Raw genomic sequence first — 11846 nt, 5'->3', positions numbered from 1 at the left:
TTTATTTGGAGAGTCTATGAACCAATTCCATTCATCTTTGGATTTGTATCATCGGAACAAAGGTAGAAGGGCTACAGTGCCGGAGACGCCTTTTTTACTGCTTGCTAAGCGCATTCCTCCGATGTACTGGAGACTGTTCCAGGGTGTTACTTTGGATAGTCGTATGGGATACACAGGCAGGCGGCAGTTCCACAGTCTTGGGCAAGCAATCGACTGGGCAAAGTCATCAGTTGGCGATTCCTGGTCAAATAAGCGCTTTCACAAGCCGGTAGGCCTCGATGTATTGCTGGCCTGTACTGCGAGTAAGGTGCCTGAACATCTGGTCGAAGAACTGAAAAGACGGGGCAGTTGATGCGTCTTTGAGCTTTGCACCCGAAAAGGGCAGTTTGAGCGTTCCTGTTCACACAGCTCTCGTGGAACAATCAAAGTGAGGAGGGAATACCCTCCCACTTTCTCAGAGGCCTTCATTGAGGGTTGCTGAGAAAGTGAATTTTGTCCTCTCTGAGGGCGAAACGTGCGATAGCTGGTCGCCAAAAACAAACAGCATTCAACCTCAGCCTAAGGGCGCACTGCGCCTGACAGGCTCTGTGTGCCCAAGTTACTTTAAGGAGCACACATGTCTCATCTGAACAATCTCAAATCCGTAATGATCTCTCTCGCCGCCGAACATAAGCTGCCTGAAATCTACCAGGATGACATCACTACCGATGTGGAGTCTCTGGATCGATTCGATGGTTTACGTCTGGTCTGGCTGTTGCGGTCTTGCGGCAGCGTATTGGTGCCAGCGGAAGTTGGCGTTAATCCGATCTATATCACCCATTGGTTGTGGTCTAACCACGGTCAACAGGTGGTTCCATTCTCTGTGGATACCCGCACGGGGTTGATTGAAAAAATCGACTTCGAGCAAGCTGAAAAGCTGATCATGCAGATGCCTTGCAACCTCTCTTCATTGCAGAACAAGGAATACTTGGTTGACCAGGTAAACCGAGTGTTGCAACGAGGTTGTGAAATGCGTATCTGGGGTATCTTCGAGTCTCCAAGCTCGGTGGAATCCGTTGGTGGTTGGAAAGAGTGGCAGAGCTATTTCAGCTCTACTGGGAATCGACTGATGGCCGATTTCGTTGGTAAAGCCATTCGATTCACCAACCCTCGATAAATCGCCGTTCAACCATTAACCCTAATTAACCCTATGGGGCTCCGATAGCCCTGAGGGGACGGGGCTCCGCAATCGCAATAAGGAGTCCCTATGAAAAACCTATCAGCTTTGGAAGCAGTTCTTGACTACGACAAACCTTCTCGACGTTTTCTTGATGAGCTCAACGAAAACCAGATGAAGGATTTGTCCGGGGAAATCTTCGCCAAGCTCTACTGGAGCAAGCGTAATCCCCAGTGGTACGAGAAAGACACCAATCGGCTGTTTGCACGACTTCGTTGGGTTCAGCGCATCATCAAGAAGCGCTTGAAAACCGGCAAGGTTAAACCTGAACTGACAGAAAATGGTTCAGTGATGGAGCGCTTCAACTTCCCTTATGGTGACACTCTCGATTTCTTCCATCGGTACTTGCGACATCCCAAATGGGAGGTTGTGTATCAAGAATCGGGGTGCAGTGCCTTTTGGAAAAATGAAGCAACGCTTGAGCTATGCACCTACTGCGAAGGTGATGTGGTCATGATGAAGGCTCCTGATGAAGCAACCTTCTTTCGTGATTGCAATCGCCTTAGCTGGTGGTATGCAGATAACGCTTGATCTTAATCCCTAACCAGGGGCGAACCGGCCCCTGATGGGAGCATGGTGCGCCCCATCTATGATGGAGGACGCCATGTTCAAATCATCAGTATGCTCCTACGAAAACAGGGGGCCTTACGGAAACAACAAGTACCGAGGCAACTGCTCGGGCTTTATCGTTAAAGACTTCATTGAGTCTTACATGAGAAAGCCGAACGGGCTGGTGGCAGACCCAAGTGTTGGGGGTGGCTCTAGCATCGACGTTGCCAATGAACTTGGTGTCCGTTTCAAAGGGACAGACTTGCATCAGGGGTTCAACCTGTTGCGGGATGACTTCCTTTCGTTCCTCGGAGAGCCTGCACACCTGATCTGGTGGCACCCTCCTTACTGGGACATGATCCAGTATTCAGGTAAGCAGTGGGGCGAGCCCAACAAATGGGATATGAGCCGCATGAATTTGCCTGAGTTCGTTGAAGCCCTTGAGCTGGCCGTTATGAATATTCATGACGCCTGTGAGCGAGGAGGGCATTACGGAATCCTCATGGGAAACCTGAGGCGCGATGGGGATTATTTCAACCTGTCCAGCCTTGTGGAACGTATCGCACCTGGGAAGCTGGTGGATGAGATCATCAAAACACAGCACAACTGTGTGAGTGACCGAACTCAGTATTCCGGGAAGCTGGTGCGTATCGCCCATGAAAAGCTGTTGGTGTTTCGTCGTAACGACGTTGCCTCATCGCTCTGTCTTCTTGCTGCCGTACACCGTCGAGCAACCAATATGGTTTCGACTACGTGGAAAGCTGCAATACGCCGAACCCTACAGGGGAAAACGTTGAAGCTGGAGCAGATTTACAAAGAGATTGAACCCTACGCAAAGCATCGAGAGAACAACCACTGGCAAGCAAAGGTCAGGCAAGTTCTTCAAGATGCCAGGTTCTTTATTCGCATCGAGGTAGGTGTCTATGCACTTGCTGAGTAGCCCAACCGGGGCGTGACATCCCGGAGGGGATTGGTCGCGCTCATCAACAACAAAGGAGCGTGACCATGAACGTACAACTTCAAGCCAGCAACAATGTGCTGTTGGCGCAAATCGAAAGCAAAGGCCTCACTGTTGAAACGCATTGTCGCAGTGGCTTTTGTGGCATGTGCCGGGTTCGTCTACTCGAAGGTCAAGTGGCCTATGACGAGACGCCCATCGCATTTGTCAAAGAAGGGGAAGTGTTGGTTTGCTGCGCTAAAGCAAAAACCGATGTGACCTTGGAAATTTAACCCATCCGGAGGAGCCTTTCCTGCGGGTGGGGCTCCTCTATCCATTACGAGGAGAAACACTATGTCTATCAATACCAAAGTTGAACAAATCGCATACGGTCATGCTACCGCTCTAGTGCTCAGTGAACTGGGCCAACAAGAGAATTGGTGCAAGGCTTATGAGTATTTGTCTGAGTGTGTCGAACGGGGAGACGAGCCTGAGGATCTGGTCGTTTGGCAACCGTTTGAGCACTGGGAATGGAAAGACATTCTGGAGCAAATCGAGAGCGAAGCCGAGTCTCTGCTTTCGACTATTAAGTCCGTTTTAGGCTTGGCCCACAAAGGCATCATTCAGTCAGCAATTGACTGCTCTCTGGATTCGGACATGACCCAGCTTGACCTGATTGGAATGGTCGAGCTCGGAAGTGAAATCGAAGATGGGGAGTGTGCTGGAGGTGGCTATGCAGCTTAACCGATACACGGCCAGGGAGTCTGACAAAAGTCGGATACTTCGGACCATCGGCTGGTGCAAGCGCAATCACCTTACACTTGCCGGTCTTCCATACGAGGACAATCTTGCAGGAAGTGACGGGATCAGCATAGAGATCATCACTCCTCCTGGTATGTCGCGGGAAATGTTGGAGCAAGCCGTCAGAGAGGGGTATTCAGAGCGAGATGTCGTAAGGCATCGCATTCTGGAGTGCCCTGTCGGTTGGTTCATGGAAGCTGATGGCAAGGCATTTGATCATGAAGTGTTCCACGATTACGTGGTGGCTCATGGTTATGGCGAACCTTCCAGCGAAGCCTATGAGCTGGCGGAGCGGTGGTTCTGGCAGGGCAACGATTATGCGTTGATAGCTGCGGAAATAGTTGCTCGTGATCTTTGTGTTCGTGATGACGAAGATGAGGACTGATCCTATGGATGCTGTAGCGCATATAGCAGCAGATAACCTTGTACCGGCATGTGGAGGTGCAGAGAAGCCGTTTACCGTTAGTGGTAGACAGTGGCTTTACTGCTATCACCCAGCCAGTGGGAGGCACTGCTACTTAGACCTCGATAATGACCGTCCAGTCTGGCATCGAGGATTTCATCCTGCTTTTCATCCTGAGCTTGAGTTCGCTGATGAAGCTGAGTTGCTTCGACCAGTTGAGCGAAAGCCTGACCATGAAGAGCTGGAGGATTTTTACTTTTAACCCACGGGGCCGCTCTTCCTGATGGGAGACGGTCCTCCATTCTCAAAGGAGAAGACCATGAAAGATCACAGTCAAACGATTGTGTTCCCTGGGAACAATGTTGAATCACTTGCTGAGGCTAACGCCATGTTGAGCGCTGTGTCGGAAGATGCACGTAAAGCCAGCAATACGGAAGACAAACGTGACCTTGAATCGCTTCAAGGCTGGCTGGAAGAGAACATCAATTCTCAACTGGCAGGCGTGAAGTAACTATGACTGTAACCCCACTGGGGGCTTCATGCCCCTGTGGGGGCATGGTGCCCGTAAAAGGAGTCACCATGAATGCAGTGAAGATGATCCAGAAGGAAAACCAGCTTGAGCTGCCGCTTTTCTTCCTGGATGAAGAGCCGAAGACCGCAGAAGTCATTCCATTTGAGCCAAAGCCTGAATGGACTGATGATGAGGTAAGGCAGTTACGTGATGGGCTTTTATGGCATAGCCTTAGAGTCCTTGCTGATGGTCGAGCTGGAAGTGAAATCAAGCAGGAAACGATGGCTTGGGTGATGTCCGATGAGGTACATCCATTCTCATTTGTGGTCTGCTGCGATGAAGCAGGTTACGATCCATCTGGAGTAAGGGAAGGCGTGAAGTCTATCCTAAACCGCTTAGCGCGGGTTAAAGCGGGGGGTTAACCCCCTGCTTTCCCAGTGGCATCGACTTTCACATGTGAAAGTTTGTGCCCCTCGGAAAGCAAGATTTTGCTCTCTGTCGAGAGTGAATAGTGAGGTAGCTGGCCTCCCCAAACAAACAGCATTCTACATAACCCTTGGGGGATCACTGCCCCTCGGGCTGGTGGTTCCCTGACAAACATGGAGCCACAACTATGACTACTCTTGCCAGCTTTGCGAATCCGATTTCTGTTATTCAACGCTCACCAACCAGTGGGGTGTTTGGCACAAATCAGTTCGTAGGAGACAAAGAGGGATTTGTACAAAAGGTGCTCGGAAAGTGGTACTGCAATCCAGGGAATACCATTCCCGTTGAGAGCATGTCCCACCTTGAGCAGGCGGAGAAACTGTATGACTTCTATGTCAAGTATCTCCAAGTGAAAGAAAAGATCTCTGTGAACCTTGGCCGGGTGCTGCATAAGCTGTACAGCACTGGTTCTATCAAGGAAGCAGAGATCGTGCTTGAAGCAATAAAGGCTCAGGCTGGCGTAACAGCTTGAGCAATCTACTAACCCTAAACCGGGTGCATCCGCCCGGTTCGGGACGTGGTGCGCCCCCAAACTATTTGGAGTGCATCATGGAAAAACATAACCTCAAATCCGGATTCAGCATCTATTTCGCTGACGTCCATTTCGAGAAACAAGTCTACGCATTCGGCTCAGGACTTGGCTTCACCTCTGTGATTTACGCCTACTCGCTGGGCCGAGATCCGGAAGAAGCTGAGAAGCTGGCGCTTGAAAAGTACGACTCTGACGAAACGAAGGTGAAGAAGGTGCATGTCAATCTGGCTCGCAGCCAGGACATCAACCGCTACACCTTCCCTGAACAAATGGCTGGCTTTGCTAATGCCATTCAGTCTCACGGCATCGCTGTGAACTGAGAACCACTTTAAACCCATCGGGGCCATTACTTCCCGATTGGGACGGTAGTGGCCTCTCAACCGAAAGGAGAGAGCTCATGGCTACTATCGTAAACACCAAGTTAGGAGAACATCGAGGCAAGAAGCGCGTCTGGCTGGAAGGCCAAAAGCTACTGCGTGAAGGTTACTATCCTGGCATGAAGTATGATCTGGAGCTGAAAGATTCCCAGGTTGTGCTTCGCGTCAAAGAGGAGGGTAAGTTCACCATCAGTAAGCGCGAGCGCAATGGCCGGGTGTCTCCAATCATCGATCTGACCGTGCAGGAGCTTGCTACCGTTTTTGACGGTGTAGAGATGCTCCGCGTGTTCATCCGTAACGGCGCAATTGTGATCTCTGCTCACCATCAACAAGAGCGAGTGATCGAGCGCGTCAACCGGCTTATCAGTAAGCTGGAGAATGGAGAATCGCTTTCGGTATGCAGCCTCTTTCATGGGGGTGGTGTGCTTGATAAAGCGATTCACGCCGGTTTTCACAAGGCGGGAATTGCCAGTGCCATATCTGTGGCCGTGGAGATGGAAGGGAAATATCTCGATTCGTCTTTGGCAAATAACCCGGAGCTTTGGAACGAAGATTCTATTGTTATCGAATCGCCAATCCAGGCTGTGAATCTCAGCAAACGCCCACCACAGGTGGATGTTTTGATGGGGGGCATACCGTGTACCGGCGCGTCAAAGTCAGGTCGCAGTAAGAACAAGTTGGAGTTTGCCGAATCGCATGAGGCGGCAGGTGCCATGTTCTTCAACTTCCTGCAATTCGTAGAAGCGCTAAACCCAGCCGTTGTGCTGATTGAGAACGTGCCTGAGTACCAGAACACCGCTTCGATGGAAGTGATTCGTTCGGTGCTCTCTTCGTTGGGTTACTCCCTACAAGAGCGCATTCTCGACGGCAATGAGTTTGGGGTTATTGAGCGCCGCAAGCGTCTTTGTGTTGTTGCGCTTTCCCACGGGATCGACGGGTTTGAACTTGAGAAGGTTCAGCCTGTTCGCACCAAGGAAAGTCGCATACAGGACATCCTGGAGCCAGTTCCGCTCGATTCTGAACGTTGGAAGTCATTTGACTATCTGGCTGAGAAGGAGTTGAGAGACAAAGCTGCTGGCAAGGGGTTCTCTCGCCAGCTTCTGACTGGCGACGATGAGTTTTGCGGCACCATAGGTAAGGACTATGCAAAATGCAGAAGTACCGAACCTTTCATTGTTCATCCAGAACAGCCGGAGTTGTCTCGCATCTTTACACCGACAGAACATTGTCGAGTGAAAGGGATACCAGAGGAACTCATCCAAGGTCTGTCGGACACTATTGCCCACCAGATTCTCGGGCAATCGGTAGTCTTTCCCGCGTTCGAGGCTTTAGCCCTCGCATTAGGGAACAGCCTGTGGAGCTGGGTTGGAATGATGCCAATCATGGTCGAAGTCGTGGATGAATCACAGCCGGTGATCGGTGGTGAAGACTTCCATTGGGCAACGGCATTGGTTGACGCAAAGGGCACTCTCAAGCTGTCACCGGCAGCGAAAAAACAGGGGATGCCCTTCAACATTATGGATGGTCAATTGGCTGTCTATTCACCTAACGGAACTAAAAAGAGCTGCGGCCATGAGCCTTGCGAATATCTCCCGGTAATGATGTCCGGAGACGCAATCATGGTCACTTCATCTTTGGTTCATTAGTAACTCACCGGGGCAATGCCGAAAGGCCTTTGCTCCGGCCTATCCGAAAGGAGAGTAATCATGAAAATCGAAACTGTTGTGCCTTTACCTCCCGAGGATTCAGGCCTTCAACACTGCATTGCCAGGTTCCATAACCGCAACATGGATTCCAAGCGAAAAGACAAGACCCGTTTTTTCAGGAGGGAGCCGGTTATGATCGTAAACCCAGAGACCAAAGCAAAGGTTCTCCGGTATGCGATGGGCAACCCTGGGAATTTATCCATCACAAAGCTGGCGGTCGCGCTGGATTACGATGCGGTAGATGCTCTGGGTGTTCGTTTTAAAGACACTGTAAATCTTGAGGTTCGCAGAGCCAGGCGCTGGGAAGTCTGGCAGTGGTTCTGGAACCATCCGGATCAAAGTGTCCAACTGTCAATCAAATTGGGCGTGGTTGGCGCTGTGTTGGGAGTCATGGGCTTCCTGACTGGCGTAGCTCCGTACCTCTTGGGATAAACCAATAAAGCCGTTAACGGGCAATGTAAGTCCGGAGACGGCTTGCATTGCTCTCTCGAAAGTGGAGAGTCAAATGAACACATTAGAACAACTTGTAAATCAGAGAGTGCTTGAGGAAGGTCTGAAAAAGGCGAAGCCATTGGCCGCGCAAATGGGGCTTGAATCTGTACCTGATGAGATGCTTGAAATGATCTGCCCAAACTTGAACTACTCTGGGCAGTTTACGCCAGCTCTGTACGCGAGATTTCAAAGCGTAAAGCGATTACTGAAAGAGTTGTCGGAACAAACCTCACCTAAGCACGGGCATATTGTGAAGTTTACCAACCAATATGGGAGCTACGATGAGTCAGCTTTGCTGTTCAAAGAAGGCGACGTCAGAAACCAGAACTTGGTTGCTTGTGTGGGCGGGAAGACGCTAAATCTCGGAGAGCTAGAGCTTCGAGATTATGGGCTCAATATGCACATCGGTTGCGGTGGACCATTTGAGCCGATCTCAGAAGCGCAGATTCAGTCCTTGTCTGAGTTTGACTTCTATGAGACGACCTACAGATTCTGGGGCCAGAATCCATGTGGAAACGGGATGATAGACATCACCGTCCCTATGAAACGTTGGTTCTTGACTGTGTAGCTTCAACCTGAGTGCGCCGAGAAATCGGCGTACCGGCCCCTTAAAAAGGGTAATCAGCGCAGGGGGAAACCCCGCGCTTTCCCAAGCATCTCGGTTTCCCAGGGTGCTTCGGAAAGTGCCTTAGGCGCTCAAGTGCGGTAGCTGGCTGCCAAAAACAAACAGCAAATTATCAACCCTGACGGGAGCACCTCCTGTTAGGGGGGCTCCGTCATAAACTGAACGGAGATATAGCATGTCTAAAAACGTCAACGATGTTTTTTCAAACCGAACTTCTTTGGAATGTACTGTAAATGCAGCGCTGGATCGTCGTATCGGTCTGCGTGTCGGGTTCCCTCATTACAGAGAAGGAGCAAACGGTGTGGTTTGTGAGATCGAAGCAGAGTACCCATTGCTCAACACTCATTCGAGTGTTGCATGGCCCCTGCTCGATGAACTCAACAGTTACACCATCCAAAAAAACCAATCGCTCATTGATCACATTGATAATGCGGTCGCTGAACTGTTGAAACACAAGGCTCGTCTACAGCTTGATATTCAAAAGCTGCAAGACGGTGACATTGATCTGGTGAAACAGGCCAAGCAGCAATACGAAGACAACCAGATGTCGAGTAGCAGCTAGTTCAGGTCTGATAGCCAGGATTCAATTTTAACCCTACCGGGGTGCTTTCCCGGAAGGGATGGGCACCCTGCTAATCCAGGAGGCCCTATGCAACAAACATTAAACTTTGATCTATCAGAACAACCCATCCCAGTGCTTTTGCGTGGGGATAAGTGGGATTCTGTTTGGTCAGAACTGACTGATAACGAGGATTTGAACTTCGTTGATGCCAGTAGAGGAACCAGTCTGTCATCGTTGATCACGTCATCGGTTGAGTCCATTCACACGGCCTTAATTGATGGGTGGACCATGATGATCGGCTATTCCAGTGGTAAAGATTCTGAAACGGTCTTGCACCTGTTCCTGATGGCCCTGATCCGGGCTGTAAGGAGTGGGGCGACCATCAGCCAGCACCACTTCATCTTGCACACTGACACACTGATCGAAAGCCCAGAGGTAAGGTGGCTGGCGGATCAGAAACTGGCCGAGCTGGAGCGTTTCATTGCGAAGGAAAACCTTCCTCTGACCATCGTTCTAGCAAAGCCTGGGATCTCGCAGAGTTGGACGGGCCGAATCCTTACTGGGAGGGGGTTGCCTACGTTTTCCAACTCCACGGCCCGCCAGTGTAGCCAGGATTTAAAAATCACCTCTGCCAAAAGAGCGAAGGCAGCTTATATGCGAGAGCTTCCCAAAGAGGTTCGACAGAAAGTCTGCCTTTTGCTGGGCAGTCGTGATGCTGAAAGCACTATTCGTGCGGCCAACATTGCAAAACAGCGAGGAAGCTCAGATCGCGTCATTAAGACGAAAGATGGGGGTGAGCTGTATGTGGTGAAAAACTGGTTGGCGAGTGATGTCTGGGAGTTCTTACTATCCGCTGGCATGGGCTCAGCATATCCTCTGCCAAGTTACTTGGAGAGCAATGTCACTACGGCAGAGCTTTACAAGGCGGCAACAGGGGAGTGCGTGTGGTCGGCAACAGAGAAGAAGGCCAGTGACGCCTGTGGCGCTCGCTTCGGTTGCTGGGCTTGCCAGGCTGTTGGGTTGGATAAGTCAATGGAGACGTTGCTTGCCACGGACCCTGAAAGGCATGGCTATATGTCGGGGCTGAACCGCATCCAGCGCTACTTGGCAAAACGCCGGTACGCATGGGAAGACCGCCATCCCGTAGGTCGAACGATTTACGAGGGCGGATACATCAAAATACAGCCGGACGTTTACAGTCCTGTTTTCCTAGAACGATTGCTTCATGTCTGTTGCAGCATGGACTACATGGAGCAAAAGAGAGCTGATGAGCTGGCATACAAGCTGGCTACTGGTCAAGCAGAGGATAACGACTGGAACCGTCGAATGGCAGAGCCACAATTCCGGATCATATCGGAAGAGGCTTTAGTCCATATCGACTTCATGTGGGCCTTCCATCATTTCAATGATAAGCCTTTCCATGCCCTGGAGATTTACCACAGGGTTTGGTCGATGGGTGATCTGGACTTGCTGGAAGACGAGCCGCAGTGTGAAACCGTTCCTCAGTCACCAATTCCGAAGCCATTGTGGTTGAAGGTTGGTCGCTGGGGCGATGGTTCGCTTTCTGATGGCTTGGCCGATCCGTTAGCGGAAATGGCTTACTTTGACGGCGGGGATGACCCGTTGGCAGCGCAAGTGATCAATACCGCAGACGGAAAGAGAAGGGTGGTTTGCTTCGCAGAAGATGATGAAGTGAAAGTCGATCCCGACTCCGCTGCGTTCATCATCTGGAACGAATACCCGCGACTAAGGGAGTCTGTACTAAAGGGACATTATACGCCCGGTAGTGCAGCGCAGTTCTACCTTCGGTTCGGAGCAATCCAGCTTGCGAAAGGAAAAGGCGCTTTGTATCACCGTATGATGCAAAGAGGTCAAACCTACCACCAGATGGGCCTTACAGGGCTACAGACGATGGAAGGAATCCAACAGCGCAAGGATGTCAAAGTGCTTAGCGATGCTAAGTACAAAGATCTGGTGAAGCGAAAAATCAAGGGAAGACTGGCAACGGTACGCTGGTGGGTCAACTTGCACTTAACGTTCAAGTACCATCTGCACCACCGTACTCCGACGGGGTTGTTCATCGAGAAGCAACTTGACCAGGAAGCAATGGAAGAACAGAAACGGCATCAGGAGCGATGGTTTAACTACGTGACTGACGCGATGCTTTGTTACTCCAGCGCATTCTGTATGAGCGTCATGGAAGGGCGAGAGGGGAGCGGAAACGCCAACATTCGTCGTTACATGGCCGCGACCAGAAGGAAGGCTTATACGGCCCTCTGCGAGCTCTTGGACAATACTGACGCCCAGTGGGTGAATGATGTGGTCCAGAGTGCCGTAGGGCAGTATGAGGCGATACAGGCAGCCCTAACCGAAGGTTCCGCGCTTGCTATCTATCTCGACTGGATCAACCTACTGTCAAAACGCCATCCAGCCTCTTTGGAGCGACATGTCAGAACGATGATCAAGGCGGTTCAACGCTTACATCGCCGCGACGACACAGAGTTGCAAAGAGGACAGCAAGGCTTGTCCTTGGCCGCATAAAAAGCCCTCCTTCGGGAGGGCTTTTTCTTTTGCACCCCAAAAGGGCAATTACAGCGTTTTACCCTTTTAGGTGGCTGTCATACTCTTTGTTCATTGTCAGCGCTTGCT

17 protein-coding genes are annotated in these 11846 nt (G+C 50.9%); all 17 read left to right on the top strand.

What is annotated here, in order from left to right; all coding sequences use genetic code 11:
* The first annotated feature begins 16 nt into the window (after nucleotides 1–16).
* The 17 genes from R7Z47_RS20020 (at nucleotide 17) to R7Z47_RS19940 (ending at nucleotide 11738) form a co-directional block, all read left to right on the top strand.
* On the top strand, nucleotides 17–352 hold the full coding sequence (locus R7Z47_RS20020; protein ID WP_001071288.1) for a hypothetical protein: 336 nt from the start codon (nucleotides 17–19) through the stop codon (nucleotides 350–352).
* 264 nt (nucleotides 353–616) lie between these two features.
* Entirely contained in the window at nucleotides 617–1156 is a 540-nt protein-coding gene (locus tag R7Z47_RS20015) for a hypothetical protein (protein ID WP_000018872.1), read from the top strand.
* Between the two features lie 90 nt (nucleotides 1157–1246).
* Entirely contained in the window at nucleotides 1247–1747 is a 501-nt protein-coding gene (locus R7Z47_RS20010; RefSeq protein WP_000793769.1) for a hypothetical protein, read from the top strand.
* Nucleotides 1748–1820: 73 nt separating this feature from the next.
* Entirely contained in the window at nucleotides 1821–2705 is an 885-nt protein-coding gene (locus R7Z47_RS20005) for a hypothetical protein (protein ID WP_000477209.1), read from the top strand.
* Between the two features lie 65 nt (nucleotides 2706–2770).
* Complete coding sequence (gene yfaE / locus R7Z47_RS20000) at nucleotides 2771–2995, top strand: class I ribonucleotide reductase maintenance protein YfaE (protein WP_001102700.1); 225 nt, start codon at nucleotides 2771–2773, stop codon at nucleotides 2993–2995.
* Nucleotides 2996–3056: 61 nt separating this feature from the next.
* The gene (locus R7Z47_RS19995; protein WP_000026577.1) at nucleotides 3057–3446 is read left to right on the top strand and encodes a hypothetical protein; all 390 of its coding nucleotides are present in this window, start codon (nucleotides 3057–3059) and stop codon (nucleotides 3444–3446) included.
* On the top strand, nucleotides 3436–3888 hold the full coding sequence (locus tag R7Z47_RS19990; RefSeq protein WP_001176699.1) for a hypothetical protein: 453 nt from the start codon (nucleotides 3436–3438) through the stop codon (nucleotides 3886–3888). Before R7Z47_RS19995 ends, R7Z47_RS19990 begins: the two co-directional genes overlap by 11 nt.
* Nucleotides 3889–3892: 4 nt before the next feature.
* Nucleotides 3893–4168: a hypothetical protein gene (locus R7Z47_RS19985; protein WP_000340223.1), complete on the top strand. Its 276-nt coding sequence runs from the start codon at nucleotides 3893–3895 to the stop codon at nucleotides 4166–4168.
* 57 nt (nucleotides 4169–4225) lie between these two features.
* Nucleotides 4226–4417, top strand: a complete 192-nt coding sequence (locus tag R7Z47_RS19980; RefSeq protein WP_000651508.1) for a hypothetical protein — start codon at nucleotides 4226–4228, stop codon at nucleotides 4415–4417.
* Nucleotides 4418–4485: 68 nt separating this feature from the next.
* Nucleotides 4486–4839: a hypothetical protein gene (locus R7Z47_RS19975; protein ID WP_000994741.1), complete on the top strand. Its 354-nt coding sequence runs from the start codon at nucleotides 4486–4488 to the stop codon at nucleotides 4837–4839.
* 191 nt (nucleotides 4840–5030) lie between these two features.
* Entirely contained in the window at nucleotides 5031–5375 is a 345-nt protein-coding gene (locus R7Z47_RS19970) for a hypothetical protein (protein ID WP_000209093.1), read from the top strand.
* A gap of 77 nt (nucleotides 5376–5452) precedes the next feature.
* Nucleotides 5453–5755 carry a hypothetical protein gene (locus tag R7Z47_RS19965; RefSeq protein WP_000410925.1) on the top strand — a complete coding sequence of 101 codons (303 nt, stop codon included), beginning with the start codon at nucleotides 5453–5455 and terminating at the stop codon, nucleotides 5753–5755.
* Between the two features lie 77 nt (nucleotides 5756–5832).
* Complete coding sequence (locus tag R7Z47_RS19960; protein ID WP_000201432.1) at nucleotides 5833–7458, top strand: DNA cytosine methyltransferase; 1626 nt, start codon at nucleotides 5833–5835, stop codon at nucleotides 7456–7458.
* A gap of 60 nt (nucleotides 7459–7518) precedes the next feature.
* Complete coding sequence (locus R7Z47_RS19955; protein ID WP_000687894.1) at nucleotides 7519–7950, top strand: hypothetical protein; 432 nt, start codon at nucleotides 7519–7521, stop codon at nucleotides 7948–7950.
* A 73-nt stretch (nucleotides 7951–8023) separates the two neighbouring features.
* Nucleotides 8024–8578: a hypothetical protein gene (locus R7Z47_RS19950; RefSeq protein WP_001093868.1), complete on the top strand. Its 555-nt coding sequence runs from the start codon at nucleotides 8024–8026 to the stop codon at nucleotides 8576–8578.
* 232 nt (nucleotides 8579–8810) lie between these two features.
* Nucleotides 8811–9197, top strand: a complete 387-nt coding sequence (locus tag R7Z47_RS19945; protein WP_000042274.1) for a hypothetical protein — start codon at nucleotides 8811–8813, stop codon at nucleotides 9195–9197.
* 87 nt (nucleotides 9198–9284) lie between these two features.
* The gene (locus tag R7Z47_RS19940) at nucleotides 9285–11738 is read left to right on the top strand and encodes a phosphoadenosine phosphosulfate reductase (protein WP_001187970.1); all 2454 of its coding nucleotides are present in this window, start codon (nucleotides 9285–9287) and stop codon (nucleotides 11736–11738) included.
* The last annotated feature ends 108 nt before the right edge of the window (nucleotides 11739–11846 follow it).

This window comes from Vibrio sp. 1641, from assembly GCF_033339995.1.
Taxonomy (GTDB): Bacteria; Pseudomonadota; Gammaproteobacteria; order Enterobacterales; family Vibrionaceae; genus Vibrio; species Vibrio alginolyticus.
Note: the sequence above shows the minus strand (reverse complement) of the source record. Positions and strands in the feature narration are given on the sequence as shown.

Bases quoted from the DNA above. Each gene is read 5' to 3' on its own strand.
- yfaE (WP_001102700.1), top strand. From the start codon at position 2,771: ATGAACGTACAACTTCAAGCCAGCAACAATGTGCTGTTGGCGCAAATC.
- R7Z47_RS19980 (WP_000651508.1), top strand. From the start codon at position 4,226: ATGAAAGATCACAGTCAAACGATTGTGTTCCCTGGGAACAATGTTGAA.
- R7Z47_RS19950 (WP_001093868.1), top strand. From the start codon at position 8,024: ATGAACACATTAGAACAACTTGTAAATCAGAGAGTGCTTGAGGAAGGT.
- R7Z47_RS19960 (WP_000201432.1), top strand. From the start codon at position 5,833: ATGGCTACTATCGTAAACACCAAGTTAGGAGAACATCGAGGCAAGAAG.
- R7Z47_RS20005 (WP_000477209.1), top strand. From the start codon at position 1,821: ATGTTCAAATCATCAGTATGCTCCTACGAAAACAGGGGGCCTTACGGA.
- R7Z47_RS20010 (WP_000793769.1), top strand. From the start codon at position 1,247: ATGAAAAACCTATCAGCTTTGGAAGCAGTTCTTGACTACGACAAACCT.
- R7Z47_RS19940 (WP_001187970.1), top strand. From the start codon at position 9,285: ATGCAACAAACATTAAACTTTGATCTATCAGAACAACCCATCCCAGTG.
- R7Z47_RS19955 (WP_000687894.1), top strand. From the start codon at position 7,519: ATGAAAATCGAAACTGTTGTGCCTTTACCTCCCGAGGATTCAGGCCTT.
- R7Z47_RS19965 (WP_000410925.1), top strand. From the start codon at position 5,453: ATGGAAAAACATAACCTCAAATCCGGATTCAGCATCTATTTCGCTGAC.
- R7Z47_RS19985 (WP_000340223.1), top strand. From the start codon at position 3,893: ATGGATGCTGTAGCGCATATAGCAGCAGATAACCTTGTACCGGCATGT.
- R7Z47_RS19945 (WP_000042274.1), top strand. From the start codon at position 8,811: ATGTCTAAAAACGTCAACGATGTTTTTTCAAACCGAACTTCTTTGGAA.
- R7Z47_RS19990 (WP_001176699.1), top strand. From the start codon at position 3,436: ATGCAGCTTAACCGATACACGGCCAGGGAGTCTGACAAAAGTCGGATA.
- R7Z47_RS20015 (WP_000018872.1), top strand. From the start codon at position 617: ATGTCTCATCTGAACAATCTCAAATCCGTAATGATCTCTCTCGCCGCC.
- R7Z47_RS19995 (WP_000026577.1), top strand. From the start codon at position 3,057: ATGTCTATCAATACCAAAGTTGAACAAATCGCATACGGTCATGCTACC.
- R7Z47_RS19970 (WP_000209093.1), top strand. From the start codon at position 5,031: ATGACTACTCTTGCCAGCTTTGCGAATCCGATTTCTGTTATTCAACGC.
- R7Z47_RS19975 (WP_000994741.1), top strand. From the start codon at position 4,486: ATGAATGCAGTGAAGATGATCCAGAAGGAAAACCAGCTTGAGCTGCCG.
- R7Z47_RS20020 (WP_001071288.1), top strand. From the start codon at position 17: ATGAACCAATTCCATTCATCTTTGGATTTGTATCATCGGAACAAAGGT.